The 25,002-nt window shown below is 44.8% G+C and carries 19 protein-coding genes and 3 tRNA genes; 8 read left to right on the top strand and 14 right to left on the bottom strand.

Going from position 1 to position 25,002, the window contains the following annotated elements; translation table 11 throughout:
• Positions 1-78: 78 nt before the first annotated feature.
• Together ACZ2XM_RS12270 and uvrB are read right to left on the bottom strand one after the other, a co-directional pair.
• Positions 79-1,134 (bottom strand): pyridoxal phosphate-dependent aminotransferase, encoded by a 1,056-nt coding sequence (locus ACZ2XM_RS12270; protein ID WP_490589016.1) that lies wholly within the window; start codon positions 1,132-1,134, stop codon positions 79-81.
• Between the two features lie 314 nt (positions 1,135-1,448).
• Positions 1,449-3,563: an excinuclease ABC subunit UvrB gene (gene uvrB, locus ACZ2XM_RS12265; RefSeq protein WP_490589017.1), complete on the bottom strand. Its 2,115-nt coding sequence runs from the start codon at positions 3,561-3,563 to the stop codon at positions 1,449-1,451.
• A gap of 390 nt (positions 3,564-3,953) precedes the next feature.
• Between uvrB and ACZ2XM_RS12260 the strand changes: the two genes are divergently transcribed.
• Positions 3,954-4,358, top strand: coding sequence for a GFA family protein (locus ACZ2XM_RS12260; protein ID WP_490589018.1), 405 nt, complete (start codon positions 3,954-3,956; stop codon positions 4,356-4,358).
• Between the two features lie 535 nt (positions 4,359-4,893).
• Complete coding sequence (gene dps, locus ACZ2XM_RS12255) at positions 4,894-5,379, top strand: DNA starvation/stationary phase protection protein Dps (RefSeq protein ID WP_490589019.1); 486 nt, start codon at positions 4,894-4,896, stop codon at positions 5,377-5,379.
• 302 nt (positions 5,380-5,681) lie between these two features.
• Here dps and ACZ2XM_RS12250 read toward each other — a convergent pair whose 3' ends face one another.
• The 8 genes from ACZ2XM_RS12250 to ACZ2XM_RS12215 all read right to left on the bottom strand — a co-directional run bounded on the left by ACZ2XM_RS12250 (position 5,682) and on the right by ACZ2XM_RS12215 (position 14,716).
• Positions 5,682-6,371, bottom strand: coding sequence for a DUF2059 domain-containing protein (locus tag ACZ2XM_RS12250; RefSeq protein ID WP_490589020.1), 690 nt, complete (start codon positions 6,369-6,371; stop codon positions 5,682-5,684).
• 139 nt (positions 6,372-6,510) lie between these two features.
• Positions 6,511-7,557, bottom strand: coding sequence for a cation diffusion facilitator family transporter (locus ACZ2XM_RS12245; RefSeq protein WP_490589021.1), 1,047 nt, complete (start codon positions 7,555-7,557; stop codon positions 6,511-6,513).
• Positions 7,558-7,818: 261 nt separating this feature from the next.
• A complete protein-coding gene (locus ACZ2XM_RS12240) occupies positions 7,819-8,313 on the bottom strand; it encodes a DUF2059 domain-containing protein (RefSeq protein WP_490589022.1) in 495 nt (164 codons plus the stop codon).
• A gap of 124 nt (positions 8,314-8,437) precedes the next feature.
• Complete coding sequence (locus tag ACZ2XM_RS12235; protein WP_490589023.1) at positions 8,438-8,986, bottom strand: acyl-CoA thioesterase; 549 nt, start codon at positions 8,984-8,986, stop codon at positions 8,438-8,440.
• A 73-nt stretch (positions 8,987-9,059) separates the two neighbouring features.
• Complete coding sequence (locus ACZ2XM_RS12230; protein WP_490589024.1) at positions 9,060-9,479, bottom strand: DUF2177 family protein; 420 nt, start codon at positions 9,477-9,479, stop codon at positions 9,060-9,062.
• Between the two features lie 53 nt (positions 9,480-9,532).
• Positions 9,533-11,995, bottom strand: coding sequence for a DUF1365 family protein (locus ACZ2XM_RS12225; protein ID WP_490589025.1), 2,463 nt, complete (start codon positions 11,993-11,995; stop codon positions 9,533-9,535).
• Between the two features lie 215 nt (positions 11,996-12,210).
• Positions 12,211-13,890, bottom strand: a complete 1,680-nt coding sequence (locus ACZ2XM_RS12220) for an NAD(P)/FAD-dependent oxidoreductase (RefSeq protein ID WP_490589026.1) — start codon at positions 13,888-13,890, stop codon at positions 12,211-12,213.
• Between the two features lie 82 nt (positions 13,891-13,972).
• Positions 13,973-14,716: an SDR family NAD(P)-dependent oxidoreductase gene (locus ACZ2XM_RS12215; RefSeq protein WP_490589027.1), complete on the bottom strand. Its 744-nt coding sequence runs from the start codon at positions 14,714-14,716 to the stop codon at positions 13,973-13,975.
• Positions 14,717-15,307: 591 nt separating this feature from the next.
• Between ACZ2XM_RS12215 and ACZ2XM_RS12210 the strand changes: the two genes are divergently transcribed.
• The 3 genes from ACZ2XM_RS12210 (at position 15,308) to ACZ2XM_RS12200 (ending at position 18,455) form a co-directional block, all read left to right on the top strand.
• Positions 15,308-15,383 (top strand) — tRNA-Asn (locus tag ACZ2XM_RS12210).
• 263 nt (positions 15,384-15,646) lie between these two features.
• Positions 15,647-16,363 (top strand): OB-fold-containig protein, encoded by a 717-nt coding sequence (locus ACZ2XM_RS12205; RefSeq protein ID WP_490589028.1) that lies wholly within the window; start codon positions 15,647-15,649, stop codon positions 16,361-16,363.
• Positions 16,364-16,442: 79 nt separating this feature from the next.
• A complete protein-coding gene (locus ACZ2XM_RS12200) occupies positions 16,443-18,455 on the top strand; it encodes a flotillin family protein (RefSeq protein ID WP_490589029.1) in 2,013 nt (670 codons plus the stop codon).
• Between the two features lie 163 nt (positions 18,456-18,618).
• Here ACZ2XM_RS12200 and ACZ2XM_RS12195 read toward each other — a convergent pair whose 3' ends face one another.
• Complete coding sequence (locus ACZ2XM_RS12195) at positions 18,619-19,836, bottom strand: flavin-containing monooxygenase (RefSeq protein WP_490589030.1); 1,218 nt, start codon at positions 19,834-19,836, stop codon at positions 18,619-18,621.
• 688 nt (positions 19,837-20,524) lie between these two features.
• Here ACZ2XM_RS12195 and ACZ2XM_RS12190 point away from each other — a divergent pair.
• The 3 genes from ACZ2XM_RS12190 (at position 20,525) to ACZ2XM_RS12180 (ending at position 22,149) form a co-directional block, all read left to right on the top strand.
• Positions 20,525-20,600: transfer RNA gene (locus tag ACZ2XM_RS12190), tRNA-Asn, on the top strand.
• A 245-nt stretch (positions 20,601-20,845) separates the two neighbouring features.
• Positions 20,846-21,160 (top strand): CopG family transcriptional regulator, encoded by a 315-nt coding sequence (locus tag ACZ2XM_RS12185; RefSeq protein WP_490589031.1) that lies wholly within the window; start codon positions 20,846-20,848, stop codon positions 21,158-21,160.
• 140 nt (positions 21,161-21,300) lie between these two features.
• Complete coding sequence (locus ACZ2XM_RS12180; protein ID WP_490589032.1) at positions 21,301-22,149, top strand: hypothetical protein; 849 nt, start codon at positions 21,301-21,303, stop codon at positions 22,147-22,149.
• A 530-nt stretch (positions 22,150-22,679) separates the two neighbouring features.
• On the opposite strand, the gene ACZ2XM_RS12175 is transcribed toward ACZ2XM_RS12180, so the two are convergent.
• The 3 genes from ACZ2XM_RS12175 to ACZ2XM_RS12165 form a co-directional block, all read right to left on the bottom strand.
• The gene (locus ACZ2XM_RS12175) at positions 22,680-23,360 is read right to left on the bottom strand and encodes a hypothetical protein (RefSeq protein WP_490589033.1); all 681 of its coding nucleotides are present in this window, start codon (positions 23,358-23,360) and stop codon (positions 22,680-22,682) included.
• A 171-nt stretch (positions 23,361-23,531) separates the two neighbouring features.
• Positions 23,532-23,622: transfer RNA gene (locus ACZ2XM_RS12170), tRNA-Ser, on the bottom strand.
• Positions 23,623-23,737: 115 nt separating this feature from the next.
• Positions 23,738-24,856 (bottom strand): type I glyceraldehyde-3-phosphate dehydrogenase, encoded by a 1,119-nt coding sequence (locus ACZ2XM_RS12165; RefSeq protein WP_490589034.1) that lies wholly within the window; start codon positions 24,854-24,856, stop codon positions 23,738-23,740.
• Positions 24,857-25,002 lie beyond the last annotated feature (146 nt).

Raw genomic sequence — 25,002 nt, 5'->3', positions numbered from 1 at the left:
TAGGCACTAGGCACTAGGCACTAGCAGGGCTAATACTAAAAGTAATAGTCTAAGCAGACAATATTGTTAAGCCGTGGCTTAGACCCAACCCTTTTCACGGAATAACCTTAAGACTTCGACAAATTTTTTCATTTCTTCTGGGGTGCCTAAAGTCACGCGATTAAACCCACTGGTAACCGGCGGAAATACTCGACCTACTAGAATGCCATTCTCGCGCATTCTATCTATATAAGTCTGCACATCGCCTTGAATTTCATGAAAAATAAAGTTGGTTTGCGAGGGCAGATAACGCAATCCTAATTCTTCTAATACCGACTCGACCATCTGCCGCGACTCATTGGTAGTGCGTAGACTTAGCTTTAAATAAGCCTCATCATTCAAAGTGGCGAGCGCCGCCACAGCACCTGATAAGTTGGTATTGTCCATCGAAGCAAACGACTCCAGCGTGGCTATCATCTCTTTACTAGCAATCGCATAACCTACGCGCATACCAGCCAGCGCACATAGCTTAGAAAAGGTGCGCACCACAACAATATTCTCAGCTAACCCTTGCTTAATCCACTCGATACCACTCTCAAAGCTAGGGTCCGTGACGTATTCTGAGTAAGCCTCATCCAATATGAAATAATGCTGATCGGGCGCTCCAGTTACCCAAGCTTTAAAGGCAGCCGCTGCGGTAATAGTGCCTGTAGGATTATTGGGATTGCACAGATAAAATAAGGTCATCCCTTCAAAGTCATCAGCGGCTTTTTGTAGCGCAGGTACATCTAAATCATAGGTCTCAGGAATCAGTGGTACTTTAACCACCGGCACGCCAGAAAAAGTGGCATACATCTCACCATAAGCAAAGGTAGGATCGGGGACGACCACTTGTAGTGGTTGACCGGAAGCCAAGGATTTATCTAGCAGCATCTGTACCACCGTACGAATATTTTCACTAGAGCCATTACCCAAAGATACCTGATCCTCGCTCACGCCATTAATCTGCGCAACCTTACTGATGAGCGCAGCGCGTGGGCCATCAGGATAGCGAAAAGCGACCCCCAAAGAATCGACGATAGCCTGTTTAGCGGCCTCTGACATCCCTAAGGAGTTTTCGTTGGCGTTTAGCTCTATGGGTGACGCATTTTGCACGATAGCACTCCTAATGGGGTCTGATAATGAATACGATGGCTTTTATGGTATGACGCAAACCCGCCAAATACAAGGGGGCAGCAGACTATTTATTACTAATAGTTTTTAGCTATATAACCAAGAGTATTAATATAAGTTATAGATGATAACTACGCAAGATTGTTAGGTTTTTATTTTCACACTAGCTCGCCTCAATACATAAACCTGATAACTTAATATCTTAATAACCTAGTACCTAAACAAGAAGGCATAAAAAAGGCAGGCTACCCGTTTGGCAACCCACCTTTGTGCAATAACATTAGCAGTATAGGAAATTAACCTACAATATAAGCTTTTAGGTCTAACACCTTATCGCGTAGTTTTGCCGCCTCTTCAAACTTCAGCTCTCGCGAGAGTTGCTTCATCTCTTTTTCTAAACGGCCAATTTCTTTAGCCAGCAAATCAGGACTGCGTAAAATCTCAATATCCACATCGGGTAAGCCGCTTGAGCTTGGAATAGCTTGATTGTCGCTGAGGTCTTCCACTTCACCGGTATCGATCTTATCCGTGATGCTGCGGCGCGCTGAGCGCGGGATAATGCCATGCTCTAAGTTAAACGCTACCTGCTTTTCACGGCGACGATCGGTCTCTTCAATGGCCTTTTCCATACTCGGGGTAATACGATCCGCATAGAGAATTGCTTTACCATTAACGTGACGGGCAGCCCGGCCAATCGTCTGAATCAAGGCGCGCTCTGAGCGTAAGAACCCCTCTTTATCCGCATCAAAAATCGCCACCAACGATACTTCAGGCATATCCAGACCTTCTCGCAGCAGGTTAATGCCGACCAGCACATCATGTACCCCAGTCCGCAGCTCATGGATAATCTGCATACGCTCTACTGTATCGATATCCGAGTGCAAATAGGCAACCTTAACATCATACTCTTTGAGATAACTGGTTAAGTCTTCTGACATACGCTTGGTCAAAGTCGTGATTAATACGCGCTCATCCAACTCACGTCGCTTAGTAATTTCTGAAAGCACATCATCTACTTGTGTTAGTACAGGACGAATCTCAATCTCAGGGTCAATCAGACCCGTAGGACGTACCAGCTGCTCGACCACTTGTTGGCTGTGCTCTAACTCGTACTGCGCAGGGGTCGCCGTCACAAAAATCGTCGAGGGCTTAATACGCTCCCACTCTTCAAACTTCATCGGACGATTGTCCATCGCACTAGGGAGACGGAACCCGTAATTGACCAAGTTCTCTTTACGCGATCTATCGCCTTTATACATCGCACCAATCTGCGAGACCGTGACGTGGGACTCGTCGATGAATAGCAAAGCATCGGACGGGATATAGTCAAACAAGGTTGGTGGCGCCTCGCCACTGGGTCGCCCTGACAGGTGCTGCGAGTAGTTTTCGATCCCGTTACAGTAACCCAGTTGTTGAATCATCTCAAGGTCATACTGGGTGCGCTCTTTGATACGCTGTGCTTCGATTAGCTTATCGTTAGCGCGAAAATACTCTAGACGCTCCTCTAACTCCGCACGAATGGTGTGGCTGGCCGCCTCAAGCTTATTACGCGGTGTCACATAATGCGACTTCGGATAGATGGTGATGCGCGGAACGCTACGCACGTTTTTACCAGTGAGCGGATCAAACCAAGTAATCTTTTCAATCTCGTCATCGAACATGCTGATACGCACGGCTAACTGCTCAGATTCTGCCGGATAGATATCGAGCAACTCACCACGCAGACGATAAGTACCACGATCGAAATCGAGCTCGTTACGAGTATATTGCAGCTCTACAAGACGCTTAATCAGTGCGGTTCTATCTACTAAATCCCCTACTACGATATGCAGCAGCATTTTGAGATAACTCTCGGGATCGCCTAGACCATAGATAGAGGAGACTGACGAGACAATAATAGCATCACGGCGCTCAAGTAAAGCTCGGGTAGCTGATAGCCGCATCTGGTCAATGTGGTCGTTGATAGCGCTGTCTTTCTCGATAAAAGTATCGCTAGCCGCCACGTAAGCTTCGGGCTGATAATAGTCGTAATAACTGACAAAATACTCGACCGCATTATTCGGGAAAAACGATTTAAATTCCCCATACAGCTGGGCTGCCAAGGTTTTATTGTGCGCCATAATGATGGTCGGGCGCTGGCACTCAGCGATTACCTTAGCCATCGTATAAGTCTTACCCGAGCCGGTGACGCCGAGTAATAACTGCGCATCCATACCCGACTCGATACCCTTGACGAGCTTAGCAATCGCTTGCGGCTGATCCCCGGCAGGTTCAAATTCGGTGACCATGTCAAAGGCCCGACTGGAGATTTGCGTACCCGAAGCATTGACGCCGGAAATTTCGGCTTCGCCTTGGAGTTGGGTGGCTAGTTGATTAAGTTGACGAGAGGAGCGGGGTTCAGGCATGCGCATATTTAGAGTCTTCTTTTTTATCGTAAGATACTTAATTTATATAACTAAATCTTAGGCAATACATGGGGGTTTTTACGAGTATTTAAAGGAGCAAGCCGCTTTTAAAGCAACTTTAAGGCTAGCATTAACCTCTTACAGTACAGCACAAAGAATCGCCATTTTATTGAATTAATCTTAATAGAAAAAAGTATTAATTTATTAGTATATTTTATATATTTTTATTATTTACTTGGCTTAAAACTATGCAATATATAGGCATAACAACAAGTTAAATAATTTTTTATTTTTAAACAAAACTTCATAAAATATGTTTTAAATTGTGTTAGTATTATTAACAATAATAAACATTAATCGTATTTGGCCTGTCGATTAATAGACAAGGAGCGCTTTATGAAAGGCACATGTCTTTGTAAGCAAGTAACGATTGAAGTAGATGAAACCCATGAGTTTGATGCCTGTCATTGCACTAAATGCCGGCGCTGGACGGGAGGCCCTTTTTTAGCTATCCATGGTGGCAAAAATGTAACCATCACAGGAGAAGCCTTTATTGCGAAGTATCAATCTTCAGAGATTGCACAAAGAGGCTTTTGTCGTAGCTGTGGTACGCACCTATTCTATTATTTGGTCGCAGCCAACGAGTACTTTTTATCGATAGGTCTATTCCAAAATAAAAGCGATTTTGTCTTTAAAAGTCAGATTTTCATTGATAGTAAACCACACTATTATCAATTTGCCGATGTCACCCAAGAGCTGACTGAACAACAAGTATTTGAAAGCTACGGTCTCAATATTTAAACCCAGTATTCATGGTTACTTTGCTTTTTAAAGGCCATGTTGAGCATCTAGCATCGTCATGGGACGGCTTAGGCTTATAGGGGCAACATTTATGGGGTCATATAAGAGAGACTTAATAGTAAGGCTGCAAAGCTCTCTCATAAAAAGCTCTCTTATGAAAAGCTCAACATTCTACTATTGACCCACTCAGTTGACGCTGCTACTTTCTGCTCTATTTACCACCGCAATTCGGAAGCCGACTCCCAAAAAGTTAACTATAAACAACGACTGATAACTTCTCCTAACAGCTGGTTACAACAACAAGGTAAAACACCAACTTAAGTTGCTTACCTCTGGCAATTATTATTGCTACTATAGAGCTCGAGTTAATCGAATACATATAACAATAAATACGTTATTTTGTTGATTGCTATTTTGTTAATTCAAAGGAGGCTCAAGACCTCTGAGTAAAGACTTTTAAAAGTAGCAAACCATTAACAACTCTTCTTTTTTGCTTTATCACTAATAATTAATGACTAATAAATAAGGATTTTCTATGAGAGAACGTTACGCAAGCGGTTTAGACGACAAAACTGCCAAAGCCATGATTGAGCTATTAAACGCTAATTTGGCTAACCTAATTGACCTAACTTTAGATGGCAAACAGTGCCACTGGAACCTACAAGGTACCGGCTTTATCGGTGTGCATCAGTTACTAGATGACACGACAGAGCGTCTACATGAAGCTTCGGATGCCGTCGCTGAGCGTATTGTAATCTTAGGTGGCTCACCCAACGGTCTAGCTACACGTGTCGCTAAAGATTCAGTCTTAAAAGATTACCCTACTGATATCACTGAAGTGGACGAGCATGTCCGTGAGCTTACTAGCCGCTATAAAACGGTCGCTGAGACGCTACGTGACGCTATCGAAAAAGCGGGTGATGCAGGCGATGAAGATACTGCCGACTTATTCACTGAAATCAGCCGTGTAGTCGACAAAGACGCTTGGTTTATCGGTGCAAACAACCCTAAGCAAAAATAATTGCTAGTTGTTAAATAACTGTTAGGTTTTGAACTCATATTAAGCAACATAAAAAAGTCACCTCGAGGGGTGACTTTTTTTATGGATGAGATTTATTGCTGATTATAGGCAAGTTTAAATAAATTCGAGTCATAATAGGCAGTGCAACTGGTGAAATTTTTATGGCTGGTTGTATGCCAAGAGCTTTAGCTTTATTAACATCATGGCTGCAAAAAGTTTCTCCCAGTCGCACTGTATTGGTTTTAAATCGAATCAACTATACTTTTCTATAAGTACTAGACTAACTACTACCTGGTTAAGCTCTAAAAGATATCTTTAAAAATCTTCTTTATTTGTGGCAGCATCTGACCTAATTGCTCTTCAGTACCGCTCATGTCTGTAGGCAAAGATTGTTTCAAGAAAGCTGCAGTAACTTGGGGCTGTTTGTCCAATATACTTTGACCCACAGGCGTATCATAGAATTTAATCTGCGCATCTACTTCTTGCTGCGTATAGTAAGTCTTAGCGGCTGTGATATAGGACTGAGTTAAGATCTCGCTGTCTGTAGCCTCACTAATACTGCCCGTCATAATCTTAGCATATTGCCCAAGTAGGCCTTGTATCTGCTCACGTATTGCCTGCTGACGCTCATTAAGCTCATCATCGTCTTTGGCTAGCTCACCGGTGTTACTGCGCTCATTAATCACTGCAATAGCGGCTTGCTGCCCATTCACAATGGCGTCGATCTGCTCATCAATCCGCATGACGGCCATTAATTTCATAATAGAAGCTTCGGTCGGTATGGTTGCGGTATTGATAGGCGTGGCTGTCGTGGTTGTCGACATTGCCGTCACTGGACCGACCTCTACTATCTTGGCGGTTGGCTCATTATGAATCACTAAGTCAGCATGGGCTGCAGACATGCCCATCGTGGTGGCAAGCGCTATAAGCAAGGTTAACCGTATTGAATGTGGCAGCAAATTTAGGTTATGGGTTTGAGTAGTCAACATCATAGCGCCCTCATTAAGTCAGGTAATGATTGATTTGAGAAAAAGAAAATCGCTTAGCACCGTTTTAGTAGGAAATTAAGCCCAGCAATGAATAATCCTGATTAGGTATAGAGCCCTGGATAAAGCCACGCACAGCATCACGCTATAGCGGTTTCGCACCAGGGATAGATAAGGTCAATACCGCCTCTTGAAAGAGGGAGTTAGCGCGAAACTGGGTTTCGATATCTTCAAACTTCTGCGCAATTTGCTCTTCTTTTTGATTGTCTGCTATATCTACAGCCGCCACCATAAAGATTTTTTTGGGGCCGACCCACTCAAGGTGTAAGTAAGAAACGCTATCGATATCAGGATGCTCATTTAATTGGCTTAAGACATATTGGTGCATGGGACCAGAGACTTTATAACCCACCAAAAAGTCGCGATTGCGACTGATTAAGAATATGGCCACGGCACCCAATAGTAAACCGACGATAATGGAGCCTAGAGCATCCCAAAACGGCTCGCCCGTATAAGCATGTAGACCCATACTAATGGCCGCAATTACCAGTCCAATTACTGCGGCTAAATCTTCAAAAAACACCCCGCGTAACGTTGGATTTGAGGTATCAATGACATAGCCTAGCGCGCTAATATTCAGAGCCTCACCGTGCTTTTTACTCTCACGATAAGCCTGTAATAATGAAGTCCCTTCCAATACGAAAGCCACGGCTAAAACCACAAAGCCAATGGTATAGTTGGTTTCCGACTCTGCTGCATTCCACTCTTTAATACCGGTATAAATAGAGACAATAGAGCCTGCTGTAAAAACCCCAAAGGCGGCAATCATCGACCAAACATACGACTCTTTACCATAGCCTAAAGGATGGCTTTTATCGGCGGGCTTGGCCGATTTCTTTTCTGCGACAATCAGTAGCGTACCATTGCCCGCATCCGCCCAAGAATGCGCGGCTTCAGCAATCATAGAAGCAGAGCCGGTCATAAAGGCGGCTACGGTCTTGGCAATAGCAATAATAAGATTCGCGCCAACGGCAATGAGTACCGTCAATAAAGAGTTAGAGGTAGGCTTGTCGCCACCCTCATCATTGCCGTTATTTTGACCCCTATCTCCCCCTACGCCCTGCGAGGTCACGGTCACACCCGGACGTTTTATATGCAGATCGGGATTGGCGATAGAAGGTTTTAACGACATAAGGTTCTCAAAATAGTACAGGTGAATAAGGGTTGATGGGCTAACTGGCTAGCTGTAATGGCAAGCGCAGTCGGCATACGTTATCCCTATTATGCGTAAAAAATTCACTGGCTTGATTATCATTATGTTGTGCAATGTTTATCAATTGAATAATTTACTGGTCTTTACGGCTTTATCTTTATCATCACCTACAGTATTGAGAGTTTGGAGTCTAAGACTTAGTGGTAAATCTTTCCCTTCCAACTAGTCTTTCCCTACCAGCTACTTAATATTTAGCGCCGCAATCTCCGCTTCCATCTGCGGCATCACTTTTTGCACTTGTTCCATAGTCGTCTTATTAATTATTGGCATCGCTGTCAGCATGAAATCTTGCATCATAGCCGGTTGCTTATTAATGATACTTTTACCCACTTCACTGCTATAGAAAGCTATTTGTGCGTCTACTTCCTGCTGAGTAAAATGCTGTTGCGCTGCCTTGATATACTGCTGGGTTACTTGCTGACTGAGCGTAGCAACGTAGTCTTGATTAAAGATTTTTTGATTGTACTTAGTGATGATTTTACTCAACTCACGACGCTGTTTTTCACTAATCTCAGACTCTGGAATACCTTCGAGAGAGCTGGCTACCATTTGCGCCATCATAGTGTTATTAGGGTCAGACAGTTGCTTTAATTGCTCATTGGCCTTGGTAACTTGCATCAACTCAATCAATGACTTTTCGCTAGGCTTAGCGGCCAGCGCTGGTACCGCCAGCATACTTAGACTACACCCGAGCATTAAGGCGCAAGCAGTCTTTTTAAACCTTATTATCATAGTACCTACTTTTTATCTTAGAGATTATGACCCAATGTCGTTAACGTCTACCCTATCTGATAAGCGTTTAGCTGTCTTCTTCACTGCCTTCTAGTTCACCCACAAAGTTGCTGATATCACAGCTAGGACGCTGCGAGGCTTGCATCAGCATCTTTTTACGCGCCACGGCAGCATCATAACGACATTGCTGCAAAGGATTTTTGATTTCTAGCGGCGGCACTGGGGTCGGCTTACCATTTTCATCGATAGCCACCATAGTAAAATAGCAGCTATTGGTATGACGAATCGTGCGTTGCTGCACATTTTCTGACTCAACACGGATGCCCACTTCCATAGAAGTACGGCCCACATGGTTGATACTGGCTGCAAAGGTCACGAGCTCACCGACATAGATAGGCTCACGGAACATCACTTGGTCAACCGATAATGTCACCACATAGCTGCCGCTATAACGACTGGCACAAGCATAAGCGACCTGATCGAGCATCTTTAGCAAGTCACCGCCATGAACGTTGCCAATAAAATTGGCCATATCGGGCGTCATTAAGATAGACATGTACAATTCGTGCTTAACAGGTGCTTTTTTGGCTGTCGAAGAGGTGTTGCGCTGAGACATAGAGATCCTTAAGGCAGTAAGTACTAGCTAGAATTAGCAAGCCAGTTTAACGTAACTTATACCCTGATACCAGTTAGCCCGTATAGGGCAACCAATTAAAGTGTTGGGCAATCCAAGCTACCGCAACACTCACAGTGCCCGTAAGGATGCCACCCCACGCAAAGTCTACTAAAGCGGCGCTAAGCGGATAATCTTTAAATAAGGCCAAACAAGTAAAGTCATAAGTCCCGTAAGCCATCAAACCAATAAGAGCGCCCAATAAGAAGATATGCCCTAGCGACGCGCCTGCTTTAATTTGTGGATAGAGCACAATGATACATAGGACGAATAAATAGAATAAATAAAAAGCCCCAGCAGCGGCCATATTCGTCTGCTCTGCCAATAGATGGCCAATTCTTGGCTCATAAAACGGGCCTTTCATTGAGGTTAACCAGATGCTATCTATCCCTAAAAACAGGACGACCGCGGTTAAATACGTCCATACATAACCCATAGTGACTCTCCTTGACTCGTTTATAGTTGTTGTTCAATAGGTAAACTTAGTGGCTAGCGTGCTTCTGGCTTGGCGGCGCTAACTTGCACTACTCCAATACTGCGCTCTAAAAAGCCCCCTTCACAATAGCAGAAGTAGAAACGCCACAGGCGCATAAAGCTCTCATCGTAACCCAGCTCACGGATAGCCTCTTCATCAGCAAAAAAAGCTTCGCGCCAATCTCGCAAGGTATAAGCATAATCATAGCCATAATCGATTAATTGTTTAACCACCATATCCGTCTGCGCGGTAAACCCTTTAAGAATCTCTTGGTTGGACAGGAGACACCCTCCTGGGAAGATATGAGTCTGAATAAAGTCGACGGACTCCACGTAATCCTCATAGCCTTGGTCATTAAAGGTAATGGCTTGTATCACCATCCGACCAGTAGGTTTAAGCAGGCTATTACATTTTGCGAAGAAAGTCGGCAGATACTCATGACCGACCGCCTCAATCATCTCAATGCTGACCAGCTTATCAAACTCACCTTCTAGCTCGCGATAGTCTTGTTTCAGCAAAGTAATTTTATCGCTAAGCCCAGCGGCTTTGACGCGTTGCTCGGCTTCTAGATATTGGGCATCTGATATCGTAGTCGTCGTGACATGACAGCCATAATGACTGGCGGCATAAATAGCAAAGCCACCCCAGCCTGTACCAATCTCGATAACCTGATCGTCTGCGCTTAATGCTAGCTGCTCGCAGATGAGCTTTAACTTATGCTGTTGCGCCTCCGCGAGGGTGCTATCTAACGTAGGATAAACCGCTGACGAGTACATCATCGTCGGGTCCAAAAAGCGCTCGTACATGGCATTGCCCAAGTCATAATGCGCCATGATATTAGACTTCGCCGTGACCTGATCGTTACTGCGCAGGCGATGCTTAGCGCGCTCAAAGGCATTACTTACCTTGGCTAGGCGACCATCTAAATTATTCACGACCTTCATATTCCGCGCAGCTAGGCGAATCAATCCGGTGAGGTCATCGGTATCCCACTCACCATTAATATAGCTGTCTGCTAGCGCAATTGAGCCGCCGAACAACAGCTGACGATACACACTCATGTCATGGATAGTAATAGACACTTTTAGCGGGTGATCACCGACTTCTGAGCTGGTTTTAGTCGGCTCGTGGCTTAGCTCACCGAACTGTGCTTCAGCCGTACGGCTACCAAAGTCCTCAATGATGGTGAGCTGGCCAAACTGTAGCTTACTTAAAGCTTGGCGCACCGCTTTACGGGCGGCTTTATTGAGACCGCTATCAATAGGTTTTAGCACTTTACTGTGACGCAATGACTGGCTGAATTTATTACTAATTTTGGCAAGTTTACTACTGGCACTGCGGTCTGTAGGGGCAGCGGTGGTACTGGTAACTTTGCTCGTAGGGGTCGAACTAGATTCGGGTTGGCTTAGCACTGACATACTCTGTCCTTGTTGCTGTCTTAATTGCTGATCTGATGATTTATCGGGCTGTTTAGGTAATTGGTCATCTGAATCGGGATTCTGTTTGCTGGCTCTGAGTGTCACGGCATAATCGACATAGGGCACCCGCTTTATGGCGAACAGCTTGAGGGCATGCCAGTAAATTTGCGCGACCGAAGTGAAATTCATAATAGGGTTGGCTTTTAGCGCCGTCTTAATAGCCTGTGCTGACATCGACTCGCCAGCCAACTTAACTCCGGCAGCGAATACCTCACCACGCTCATCGCTAATATGAATAGCAATACTCACGTCAAAGGTTTTGGCAGTATTATGCTTACTAGTATTGGGTTTGCCAGTATTAGGCTTAATGTTAACGACCCAACGATACTGTTGATCAATAGGATTAAAGGGGGAGACATGGAAGTTTTTATCGTGACTAAATTCAGTCTGTGCTCCATCGAGTAAAAACGCATAGTAATGGCGTTTATCCCAAGGCGTATTTGACACTTCGGCAAGTAAATGTGTGGCAGTCTGCTCAGTATCAAAACCGATATAGAAATTCACCGGACTAAAATAAACCCCTAAATTACGGCAAACGACTAGGCCTATAACTTCCCCTTCTGGAGCACTGCCAGTGAGGGTTGTGAACTGCTGATTAAGGCGCGCCAGCAATGACTTTGCTGAACCATCTAAAGGGATCTCAGTCAGAGAGGCTGCTGATTCTGTTCCCGTCTCGGCTGTCTCTACCTCACTATCACTATCTGAGTCACTGCCTGAGGCAGCTTGTGCAATATAATCATCAGCGCGAAACTGCTGTACCGCTTTATGATGGACAGAAAATAACCCTTTAACTTCGGGCAATGCCTCCCCCGCTGCTAGCGCCGTGATATTGACGCCCCAATAGCGATAGGGATAGGCGAATTTATGCCGTGCAGGTTGTTTGCGCAGATGCCAAGTGGTGCCTGAAAATATCTGATGCGGGCAGCTTGCCGCTGGTTCAGGATGTTGCGACTGGCTAGCAGAGTTTTTTAGTGGAGTGTTGGGCAGAATATTTGGCATAGTGCTTAGGCTATTTCATTTCCATATCGATGAAGTCAAACTGACTATCTTGTCCCTGAGACAACCACTGCCTACAGACTTAACATTAAGCTTATGGCCAATCAAAGACTGAAGAGTCCAAAAACTAACCCGTAAGTTACTAACAGTAGCGCGGGCTAAGTTGCCAGTGACGGCAACGGTTTAAAGGCTATCCGCTAGCCCATTGCTCATGACACTTATAGCGTTTGGTTGGTAGTCGCCGAGATAACGTGACGTTTTTTTAGTTTGCGTTGCTTTTTATCCGCTTGCACCGGCAGCTTATAACTGTCTGCTTCCGCTGCCGCTAACATCTTTTTATCCAGATGTTTAGGGTCTACTGTCGTTTCGATATTTACATCAATACCTAAGCTCTGACAGACTCGCAAGCCACTTTTGACGCCATCTTCATGAAAGCCATTAAACCAATAGGCTCCGCAAAAATGCGTGTGCGACTGCATAGTAGAAATCTCTTGCCAGCGCGTCTGCGCCTGGAGCATCGCTTTGTCATAGACCGGATGTTCATAATCGATTTGCTTAATTACGTGCGCCGGATTGATGTCCTGATTGAGCGTGACGAGATAATTGTGGCGTTTATTCAGACGCTGCAAAATATTCATATGGTAGGTCAATACGGGTTTGACTTGGGTGAGCGCCTGATCCATAGCTTCGCTGCTAGTTGAGTGCTCCGCTACTGCAGATTTTGCTGAGGCATCAGCGTCTGGTAATAGATAGTTCCAACTGGCCCAAGCCAACGGCTTTTCTGGCAAAATACTGGTATCCGTATGCAAAATAGCCTCATTTGCAGTAAAGCGAAACTTATCTAATACCTCGGTTTCAACAGACGTTGCATCGCTTAGCAAACGTAACGCAGTATCCGCATGACAAGCAAAAATCACTTCATCAAATTCAGTGCTCAATCTCTTACCTTCTTGCTTATACTCAATAGTAACGCCCTTCTCATGACGAATTACCGACTGTACCGGACTGTTTACCAATACCTTGCCCTCTTTCGCTAAAAAGCGCGTCACCAGCTTGGACACATACTGCTTGGAGCCGCCAATTATCGTAAACCAACGCGGGCGATTGACCACATCAAGTAGGCCATGGTTATCAAAGAATTGCGCAAAGAACACTAAAGGAAACTGGCGTGCATCAGCCAACCCCATCGACCAAATCGCCGACACCATAGGCAATAGATAATTATCGGTAAACAGCTCGCCATAGTTCTGCGCATCAAGATAATCGCCCAAGGTTTGCTCTGTTAAACGGTCCGTAATTTTTTTACTAGCCGCGCCCTCATCCAAGGCTTTAGCCTTCTCAAACTCTTGGCGCAAGGCTTTGACCTGTTTATTAAAGCTCACGATATCTTGCACAAAGCGCCAAAACTTAGGGCGCAGTACATTGCGGCGCTGTGATAGCAAACTATTAATCGTATGACCGTTATATTCAAAGCCTGCTGCGATGTTTTTAACCGAAAAGCTCATCTCTGTCGCTTGAAAAGGCACTTGCAGCTCGTGTAATAAACGGAAAAAATTAGGATAAGTGCGTTCATTAAATACAATAAAACCGGTATCAATCGCTGAGTATTCCGTATGCTTGCGGCGTTTACGACGGCCTTTTTCCGCCAGGGCCACTTCAATGGTATTCACATGACCGCCAATATAATCATTGGCCTCAAAGATAGTTACCTCCGCCATATTAGGAGCGCCGACCAAATAGTGCGCACAGGTTAAGCCCGACACCCCAGAGCCAATAATGGCAATCGACTTACCCTTAGGCTGCGCCGTTTCATTCTGCTCATGCTTTAATTTAGACTTCGCAGAATTTGCAGTCTTGGGCAATAAACGACGAATGGGTTTGGGTAGGCTTAACGGCATAGTACTCTCTCAACTCTTAGCTTAAAAAATGTCGGTATCGCAACCATGGTCATAATAGAACTGTTTAGTTATCTAGCTGTTATTAGTCTTTTTGCTTATTGAGCCGAAGGCTTACTTGTTGCCATATAGCGTCCGGCAGCGCCCCTAGCGTCTTTAACGGTAAAGTTAGTTTCTTTGGAAATTCAATCACCTCATCACCATCGGCAATACCGCTGCGAATAGCTTGACTGGCCTGCTCTTGTGACTGCAAAAATGGCATAGGGAAATCATTCTGCTCAGTCATTGGCGTCTCTACAAACCCTGGAATCACCAGACTCACGGTCACGCCTTGCGGCTTTAGACTAATCTGTAAAGTTTTCATTAAGTAATGAATCGCGGCTTTAGAGCTGCCATAAGCTTCTGCGCGCGGGAACGGCACAAACGCCGAAGCTGAACCCACCCCTACCAAACGACCTTTTGAAGCAATCAATTGCGGTAATACCGCTTCGATAGCATGCGATAGAGTGCCCAAGTTGACACTCATGACCTTCATAAAGCTTTCGCTATCGAAGTCTGGCATATCTAGATATTCGCACATGCCGGCACAGCAAATAGCCACATCAATATGCTGAATCTTACCCAACTCTGCGATGACGGCTTCGCGATCCATTAGGTCCAATGAAATACTATTAGCCCCTAAGCCTTTCAGGGTTGCTAATGCCTCTTCATCACGACCCACGGCATATACTTGTTGGCCTGCCTGCAGATAATCTTTGGCCAGTTGTTGGCCGATACCCGAAGTAGCACCGGTAATTAAGATAGCTTGTTTTGTGTTAGCGTCGCTCATGATGGCTCCTATAGTGGCTAGCAAAATAGTGGTTAGCAAACCTTTAGTAGTTAACAAATACCAGATAGCTACCATCCTATTCAGACTGCCGAATTCACTGGCGTATACGATAGATTTAGCTTGCTAATTGCTTTACATATATTCCTATAAATAATAGGTGCAAAATTTTAGTATAACTCGTTATTATTATTTTTCTAGTGCATTAGTGAACATTATTTATTAAAATTATTTAATATTGTAAATCTATTATTAATAATAACTTACCTATTAGATAATCTATATTAATGGGGCAAAATAGCCGAGCATTTACTAAGAACTGCTTGCTGGCCTCTAGCAAAATTTAAGAGCTTACTCATGGTGTAACTATCACTCGATCAACACCCGTCAATTGACTCACAGCCACAAACTGATTAATACCCAGACTGCAATGGAAACCCAGCAATTTACGGTATTTTCTGGTGAATTAGCCCTCTTAAAATAAAATATTCACTTTTAAATTAAAAAAAGGCTTGACGTTTTTTTTAACTTTGCTAGAATACGCCCCACTTAGCGCAAACGGTGTTCGACACCAAGTAGTGTTAAACCAGTTATTCCCTAATAGCTCAGTTGGTAGAGCATCGGACTGTTAATCCGTGTGTCCCTGGTTCGAGCCCAGGTTAGGGAGCCATATTCAGTAAGACTTTAATAATCAAATTGATTATTGGCTAATGCCAAAGCCCTTATCTTCGGATAAGGGCTTTTTTTTGCTTAAATTTTATTAGCACTGCCACTCTACCCTCATCTGTTCTAGCGTTAAGTCTGTCACTGACAGCGACCGCTGCTCTCTACTAGTCCTACCACTAACCCTACATACTAATTGTGGTGACATTTATCGTGTAATTAAGCTACACTCAAGATAATTTTAATAAACCATACTGATTAGACAACCTCATGTGGGAACTATTTGACACGCCAGCGTTTGCTCCTTTTGCCATTGCCGGTTTAGTTTTGCTGATATTACTGGCCGTAGAAATGCTTGGGTTCTTCTTTGGCGGTATGAGCGGGTTTTTAGACAACCTGCTACCTGATGCTTTAGTGGACGCCGACTTTGATGCCGACCTTAGTGTCGATGCGGATACCGATTTAAGCTTAGGGCTCAAGGCCTTAGATTGGCTGTATGTCGGTCGCATTCCTACCATGATTCTACTCATCCTATTTATTGCCAGTTTTTGTATTGCGGGCTATGTCCTGCAACAGCTGTCCTTCTCTGTCCTAGGTCGTTATCTCTCCCCTTGGCTCGCTAGCCTTGATGCCTTAGTGATTAGCTTTCCGCTACTCAAACTGGTGGCGGCACTGATTTATCCCATTATTCCTAAAGATGAAACTACTGCCATTAGTGGCGACTCGCTAGTGGGCAGTTCAGCGCGTATTCTCATAGGTCACGCCAGCATAGGCAGCCCTGCCCAAGCGAAACTCACTGATAAGCACGGTCAGACCCACTACATTATGGTGGAACCCGATCCTGATTATCGTCATCACCCTAAAGAGACTACTGCCACCATCACCGTTTCTGCCCCTATTGAGCCACCCGCTACCGTTATCTCTGCTGAGGATGCGCTAGTCATTACCCAAAAGATTGGTGAGCGCTATTTAGTTAAAAAAGTATAAAACGTCATAGAAACTATGGAAGATACCCCCTCTTTTTGCCAAGCTGACTTAATAAAGAAAACAAATAACAAGGAACTTTATGACTACATTGATCTCTTGGGCCATTATTGCCGGCGTCATCGTCGTTGCTTTGCTGATTATTGGCTTTATCCTCACTAGGCTGTATACCCGTGCCAGCAAAGAAGTGTCCTTCGTGCGGACGGGTATGGGCGGCGAAAGCGTCATTCTCAATGGCGGCGCCTTCGTGCTACCGGTATTGCATGAAGTCATCCCCGTTAATATGAACACCTTGCGCTTAGAAGTGCGCCGTGCGGATAACGAAGCTTTGATTACCAAAGACCGTATGCGTGTCGATGTCAAAGCTGAGTTTTACGTGCGAGTGCGCCCACTTAAAGAGTCGATTGCTACCGCTGCGCAAACGCTAGGTATGAAGACCATGGCGCCAGGCGAGCTTAAAGAGCTGGTCGAAGGTAAGTTTGTCGATGCGCTACGGGCTGTAGCCGCCGAAATGGATATGGAAGAGTTGCATGAAAAACGGGTGGATTTCGTGCAACGCGTACAACGTGCAGTATCAGAAGACCTCGCAAAAAACGGCCTTGAACTCGAGACCGTCTCATTAACGGGTCTCGATCAGACCCGCTTTGAATACTTTAATCCACAAAATGCTTTTGATGCTGAAGGTTTAACTCGCCTAACGCAAACGATTGAAGAGCGTCGTAAGCTGCGTAACGACATCGAGCAGGAAACAGATCTAGCCATTAGGACTAAAAACCTAGAAGCCGAGCGTAGCCGTATCGATATCGTGCGTGAAGAAGAGTATGCCAAGCTCGAGCAAGAGCGTGAAATCTCTATTCGCCGTGCCGAGCAGATGTCCAACATCGCCACCGAAGAGAGCATGAAGCAGCGTATCGCTGAAGAGGCGAAAATCGCAGCACAACGTGAAATCGACATGCAGCGCATCAATGCGGAACGCGATACTAGAAACCAAGATATCATCAAAGAACAGGCGCTTGAGCAGGCCAATATCGAACGACAAAAAGCTCTCGAGCTGGCCGAACAAGAACGCCAAATTGCGGTCGCTGAGAAGTCACGTGCTGAGTCTGTGGCGAAAGCAGAAGCGGATAAAGCCCGTGCCCTCGCCGTGCAACAGGCGGAAAACGTCATCACGGTACGAGAACGTGAAATTGCGGAACGTGCTAAAGCCGTTCAGTTGATTAAAGCGACGGAAGAAGCTGAGAAAGATGCTATCGACATCAAAGTCGCGGCGCAAGCGGAGAAACAAGCCGCTGCCGATAGAGCAGAAGCCGTGCGTATCGAAGCCCAAGGTCAAGCGGATAAGAAACGTCTGACGGCCCAAGGTGAGGCCGATGCCCAGCTGCTCATTGCGCAAGCCCAAGCTGAGCAATACCGGGTTGAAGCGGAAGGTCAAGAAGCAATCAATACTGCCGCCAACATGCTATCGCCTGATCAAATCGATATGCAGATTCGTATGGCCTTACTTGAGCGTCTTCCTGCCATCATTGCTGAATCGGTCAAACCGATTGAGAACATCGATGGTATTAAAATACTGCAGATTGGGGGCAATGGTGCAGGTATGCTCGGTCAAGGCAATGGTGGCGGCTCTAGCCATGAGAGTAGCAATGGCGGCGCAAAAGGCTCACTAGCCGACGATATGGTCAACTCTGCCCTACGCTATCGCAGCCAAGCACCCCTTATCGACCATTTACTCGGTGAGTTAGGCCTAGCCGGTGGTGGTGACATCAATGCGCTGACAGGCGCCTTGGTAGACTCACAATTTAGTCCGGTAGGGAATAAAGGCACTAGCAAACGAGCGCAAGCAAGACAAGCGACTCATGATAGCGCTGCCAATACCTCTGGGAATGTTGGCGATGCAGGAGCCAGTATTCATAGCTTAGAACTCCCTGACCCCGTAAGTAAGCGTGTGAATAAAGCTATTGATAAGGCGGAAGAGAGTACGGAAGCTACGGTGAATCATATAAAATATCAGCAGCCTACGCAGCAGTCTAATGCGCCCCAGCCGGGCCCGACCACTCGTACAGTGATTCAACCTGCCCATAAAACAGACGAGTAGCTGTGCTTAAGTCATATAACGAACTAGTATAATAACTCGTTATTAAAAAACCCCACTGACCTAGCGTAAGTGGGGTTTTTGTTTGCCCTTCTTTAAAGAGCTTAGGGCTAACTTACCGCTAGCTTAACTGCAGAATTGGACAATTACAGGGTTAAAGGATGCGCTACTTCTTAATACATTTCGCAATTTGCTTGGCTTCTCTGGCCATCTCACGGAACATCCCGGCTGGCGAGATATAAAAACCGCAGAAGAATAATCCGTCAAGTTTACTCTCAGTGCCACTCGATTGCGGCGTGCCATGATCATCGAGTACCTTATGCTCAGCTAAGAACTCATCGACACAAGGGCGATACCCAGTCGCTAACACCAACGCATCGATGGTTTCGCGGCGACCATCGCTAAACACGACGTCATTACCCTCGAATTTTTCGATACCTGGATAGACGATAATCTCCCCCCGCTTAATCAGGTCAATAGTCCCCACATCCAGCATAGGCACCTGCGCCTTCTCTTTTAGCGTCTGCATCGGGCCTTTATCCAACTGCTTTAGACCATATTTACTCAAGTCACCCATCAATATTTTACTGGTTGTGGTATTAATAGAGTCAATCAGTTTAGGCGGCAGATGCTGCTGCCAGATACCCATAGCGAGTGTCGGCTGACCCAAGACTTCACGCGGCAATACGTTGACCGCCGAGCGCACCGACTGAATAGGATGAGCCCCATGCTCCCATAAATCTAGGGATATCTCCGCGCCGGAGTTACCGAAACCCACGACCAGTACTTTTTTACCTTTAAACGCCTGACCATTTTTATAGTCATGGCTGTGTATTACGGTACCGGTAAAGCCGTCTAGACCTTCCCAAGAGGGCATCTGTGGTACGCGATTATAGCCGGTAGCAATAACTAGATTCTTCGCCGTATACTTTTTGGTCTCGCTGCCATTAGTGGCTTGGCGCTCTCCTGCCTCATTGAACACCTTGGTATCCTGATTTGGATTAATTTGTGCGGTCACCTGCCACGTGCGTTTTTTACCAGTACCCCTAGACGTGATATTCACGACACTATGATTAAATTTAGGCTGAATCTTAAATTTCTGTGCATAATCCTCTAGATAGCGCACGACTTGCTGACGCGCCGGATAGCGATCAAATAGCTTTGGAAAAGGATAATAAGGCAACGCCGAGTATTCTTTGGCGGTATGCAGATGCAATCTATCGTAATGACTCTTCCAAGCGGGCGCCACTTCATTGGTTTTTTCTAGCAGAATATAATCCACCCCTTTTTTGGCGAGGCAAGCGGCCATGGCCAGTCCAGCAGGGCCAGCGCCAATAATGATGGTATTGGTATCTGTAGCAGAGTTGCGCTTAAAAAGCTTCATGATATACTTCCCTTAAAAGTTGGCTTGGATGACCCTTTAGCTAAAATGAGACTATGCTCTAAACGCTGCTTGTGCCCCGTTTCGTTTTCCATAAAATCGTTAGCAGCACTACCTTTTGCTAAGTCATAGTCTTATTATTTACTTTTTTATGGCTATAGCAGGACATTAGTAATGTATTTTGGACGTCTACTCCGCTGAATTAGCCCTTAATTCGCTGAAATCAGCCTATTTACTGAATATTTGTTATGAATTAATAGCCCACCATAACGATAATTTAGCTAACCGTTTAAGTCAAGAAAATAACCGTCTAGCCGTAAATAAATTGTAATACTCTATTTATCATTGAAACAAAGTTAACCGATGCCAAATTAAACGAGACCTTAATACAATAACCAAGGGCAGGCCGTCCAACCTCATAATCCGCTATATTTACGATTGCTACAGTCTTTACGATTAATACAGGGACACTCTGAGACTTTTTTGTATTTCTAATTTTTCGCACTTATAATTTAGGACGCCCCCTAGGCTAATACTGCCTTTATGCCTTAAATATCGAATTTATCCGCTAAAAATGAATTTTCTTAGAATATATAGCGTATTAAGGTTGACAGACCTCAACAGCTTGGCTAAAATACGCCCCACTTAGCGCAAACAATGATACAAGATCATTAGTGTTAATACCAATTATTCCCTAATAGCTCAGTTGGTAGAGCATCGGACTGTTAATCCGTGTGTCCCTGGTTCGAGCCCAGGTTAGGGAGCCATATACTGCTATGATATAGCACTAAAAACCTTCATCTTATTTGATGAGGGTTTTTTTTATGGGCGTGTGCTATAAAGATGCCATTTTTATTTTGCGGTGCCTGCTGCTAATAATAAAGCAGTACGACCTTGTCAGTACGCTAGGTCGGTGTTCATTTACTGCATTTTGTTGTATCGTAGGACTGCGAAATATACTCGAGCCGAGCCTAGTGCTTGACCACTCTTTTTCATCAAACTGTGACTTGTTATGATACATCCTAGAATTAAAAATAGATTTTCTGATCATCCCCAAAAGGTCAGCCGCCCTGTCAGCCTACGCTTGACAGAAGACATGATTCGTATGCTACAGACCACCTCACAAGAGCTGGGCTTTAAGCGTATCCAAGGACTGATTCGCCTGTATGTGCGCCAAGGTCTAGACCGTGATAATGCCGAATACACGCTAGCCCATGATGAAGTGTTCATCGAAAGCTTACGCAAAAAAGGCGTCAGCCAAAAGATCATCGAAGAAGCTATTGCTGATATCAGCAGCGAATGCCCTAACGACACTATCATTAAGTGATTAGTAGCTCGAATTCAGTGATTAACAATCCAGCGTTTTTAATCCTCTCTACTCAGCAAGGATGCGCAGTAGAATAAAACTATAGCCAATATCACTATAGTGATGTGATGCTAGCGTGTAACCCCTCTAAGATAGGTGTGATGCGTGTGCCAAAAATTATGCCCGCCCTGCTCATTTCCTTGAGCCTTTTTTCTCTCGCCAGCTGTAATAACGCCCCCAATGACCCGCGCCAACAACGGGTAACTATCAGTGCCGATAGCAGCGCCACTCCTTCTTGGCAGCAGCAACTGGGGGATAGTGCACAGCAATTAACGCCAGAAGAACAGCAACTGCTCGCTAATTATATCGAACGCATGCAGTATCGCTTTGCCTATACCCATAACCCCTTTGATAATTCTATTGCTTCAGACATTTTAGATACTACAGCTCCCCCCGCTACCCAAAGTAAAACTAATCCGTCTGCCCCCACCCTTACTAAGCACCCTATAAGCGTATTGGTCGCTACCGCCTTGGTAGAGCAGCGTGCTTACGAGCATCAGCACCCGTTTAATCCTACTGGTAAGCCCTTGACGCTGCAGGAGCAATATCCACTTCAAGTGATAGCCACCCCAATCTCCCTTAATGAAGAGCTGGCTACAACGAGCTTACCGCAGCGTTGGCAAGTGGTGTTCAGGAATTTAGGTCCAGAGTCGGTCACCACCTTTACCGGCACCTTATCTTTGCCGCTACCGTCGTCAACGACCCTCGGCCCTGAGTCTGTCACCAACCCTATTATCGAGATTGCCCCCACTCAGTTTGTGCCCCCTATTGCTAGAGGTAAGGCAGGTCTATTTATCGTAGATGTGCCGCCCGTGATCGTGGCAAACTTTACCCCTACCCAATTGGCTGAGCCGCAGAGTATTGCGCTAGAGATTGATAGTGGTGTAATTGAATTGGCGGATGGTGAGAGTGTGACGCTAGCGGCCCTTAAAGCCACCTCTGTTAAATAGATATTTGGCAGTATTAATGAAAGTAACCTAGAACTTAGTTATACCAATCAATGTAAGGGCACGACATGGACTATCCACAATTTTTAAGCAGCTTAATATTTTTTATTGCACCACCTTTAGTGTTACTGGTAGTCAGAAAACTCAGCAAAAACCCGCCTAGTGCGACACCAATATGGCAGTATGGGATTATATTTTTAGTGATGTCTGCTCTCACGATGTCGGGTGAAGCTGAATATAAGCTGATGACTTTAGGTGTAGGGGCTGTGATATATTTATATTGCTATTATTTGGAGTCTCGTCCGGTTCACAGGAAAGTTTGAGTTGGTGGATAGGGTTATTTAATGTAGATAGGCTAGCTGACATATACATTGTATATAAATCACTGCAACTGGCAGAGCTCTACTACTAGAGAGAAAAATGAATAAAAAGCTATAGGGGTATAAAATCGTTTTATTTTTCCAATAAAAAACCTCCTAAAATGGAGGTTCTTTTAAAAAATTAATTATTATTTTTAATAACTACTAAATATCTTACTGAGTATTAAAGTTCTTGATAACTTTATACTTAATCATTTGGTTGTTAGCTTCGATAATATCTAATAATGCTCCTTTATAACCAATTTGCTTTGAATCATCTAAGTCATACTCCACTTCATTACTGAAAGCAGATCTCGCCATATCACCTGAGAACTCACGATATCCAATATTTATCTTAGTCCCAACTTTTCCATTGTATAACAATGTCTGCTGAAAGCTATTTGCATCTGCAGTAGTCCAATTACGTTTCTCAAATTCTAAGTTTGTTTTACAATCTACATTCATATTAAATGTTGTAAACATGCAAATCGCATTATCTTTCTTACGTAGAGTCAACGCATAAGTTGGATCTGAGAGTGGCCCATCGATAACTTTGCCAGCCCCACTCTCGTTAGAAATTCCGTACTGAATAAACTCTTCAGACTCACCCTGTTTAGGATAGTAGCCCTGCTGAATAGTATGCTGAAAACTAGTTTTTTGTGTTCTAGGAAAATAGAGGGCGTCTCTCATAGTCATCTTACCCTGACTTAACATTCTATCACCGACACTCGCCGTATTAATGCTATTAACAGGTGGCTCGCTTATTTGTTGCGTTTGAGGTTGATAGTTAGTTAACGAAGTAGCACACCCTGTCATTACAATTGTAGCTAATGTTATAGAAAATATTTTATACATAATACTATCCCTTAATGAACTAAAGTTTAATAATCAACAATATGTGATAGTAACAAGTTTTAAGAAAAATTACTTGTATATCATTAGGATAATATTAAAAAAACAAGTCGTTACTAAATTTAAGCACAAAAAAAATCCAGTCTATCATGAGATAAACTGGATTTTTGAATTTGGCGGAAGCGGTGAGATTCGAACTCACGGTGGGCTATGAACCCACGCCAGTTTTCAAGACTGGTGCATTCAACCGCTCTGCCACGCTTCCTTTAGGTGGCTTATTATAGCTAGATAAATTTATAATGCAAGCACTAAAAGTCATTTTATTGAAATAAGTTAAAAACTCTTAAATTCACAGAGTTTGTGACCACGTAAAAAAGCCATTATCTTGATTTTGATAAGTATAAGCACATATCCAAGAGACGGTTGGCATAACCCCACTCGTTATCGTACCAAGCAAAGATTTTGAACTGGGTGCCCACTTGCATGAGTTGCTGGCCATCGATAATGAGCGACTCAGGCTGATGGATAAAGTCGCTAGACACTAAAGGCTCATCCGTATACGCCATGATACCTTGTAAGCGGCCGCTACAAGCTGCGATAAGCGTCTGGCGTAACTCGTCTAAGCCAACGCCATTATCAAACACTACCGTGACGTCAATAGCTGCCACATCAATAGTCGGTACACGGATAGAATGACCATTAATACGCCCGAGTATATTCGGCAGGACTTGCTCCGTCGCAGCGATACTACTAGACGTCGTCGGGATGATGTTATGACCCGAAGCACGGGCGCGGCGCAAATCGCGGTGGGCTTGGTCGAGCACATTTTGGTCGGCGGTCACCGCATGGATTTCGGTCATCATCACCGAAGTAATGCCAAAGGCTCGGTCTAAAGTATCGATTAACGGCACTAAAGCCTGCGTGGTACAGGACACCGAAGAGATGATCGGCAGCTGCCGTGTCAATAGCTCGTCATTGACCCCCATCACCACGCACGCATCGACGCGATCAAAAGGCGCAGCTCCTACGATGACCTGCTGCGCGCCACTGTCAATATGGGCATAGGCTTGCTCATACGAGCGAAAGTGGCCGGTACACTCTAAAACTAGGTCAACTTTGAGTGCCGCCCAAGGTAATCGACTCGGCTCAGGCTCGGACAACAGGGAGATACAGTAGGTCTTATGGCCCTTGGTCAAGCAGAGCTCATGATTCGCCGTATCGATAGTCGCTTCGACCCCCAATTGGCTTAAGCGACCATGGGTAGTGTCGAACTTTAATAGGTGCAGCAACGTCTCAGCATCAGCAAGGTCATTAATCGCCACGATATGCAACGAGTGACCCAACACATCAAAACGCTCGATTAGCGCGCGCAGGACATTGCGGCCAATACGTCCAAAGCCATTAATCGCTACCCGCAGCAAAGGCTCCTGACCACTAGTCACCGTAGGATGCCAAGACGGACGGGTATGAACAGAACCCGAGTCATTATGATCAGTCATAGTAGCGTCATTAAACTGAGGGGTGATGTTAGACAAGGCAAACTCACTATGATTACAAAGGAATGGCTAGCGGCCAGCTGAGGGTAATAAACACCTAAGCCGCTATAAGGGGAAAACTATATAAAAGGAAAGCTATATAAAGGCAA

This window comes from Psychrobacter sp. CoH-33_TS_01 (genome assembly GCF_058189395.1).
Note: the sequence above shows the minus strand (reverse complement) of the source record. Positions and strands in the feature narration are given on the sequence as shown.